This window comes from Escherichia sp. AM3, assembly GCF_032029835.1.
Taxonomy (GTDB): domain Bacteria; phylum Pseudomonadota; class Gammaproteobacteria; order Enterobacterales; family Enterobacteriaceae; genus Escherichia; species Escherichia coli.
The window spans coordinates 1-476 of record NZ_JAVUPQ010000553.1; the positions used below are offsets into that span (position 1 = coordinate 1).

A 476-nucleotide genomic window follows, 5' to 3' on the forward strand; every position below is an offset into this window, starting at 1 on the left:
ATACTGAAGAGCACAATCAGGGCTATGAAGCAGTCAGAACAGCGGGCAAATAATGTCCCTGCGCTGATAAAAGCGCTTTTATGTACGGGCACATGTCTTCTTATCAGTATTACTGGTAACGCCATTCAGTACTGGCACTCAACGAATGTGGAGCGCGAATATTTCGCTACAGACAATGGTCGTCTGGTCAGGCTGGCACCAACAAGTCAGCCAGCATGGAGTCAGAATGATGCAATGGCCTTTGGCAGCCAGGCACTGGCGACCGCATTCAACCTGGATTTTGTGCACTATCGTTCACAGATCTCCTCCCTGTCTCCGCGTTTTTCTGACGAAGGTTTTGTCGGATATGTGAATGCATTACAGGCATCTAACATTCTGGAGACGATCAAGAAAGAGAAGATGAATCTGACCGCCACGACAGGTGCTGGCGTTCTGGTACGACAGGGACAAATGTCCGACGGCGTATGGTTCTGGAC

The 476-nt window shown here is 49.6% G+C and carries 1 protein-coding gene; it reads left to right on the forward strand.

The window, feature by feature from the left end; translation table 11 throughout:
* Positions 1-476 (forward strand): DotI/IcmL/TraM family protein (locus RTW80_RS27180; protein ID WP_312721202.1); only part of this gene is annotated, 476 nt, incomplete at both ends.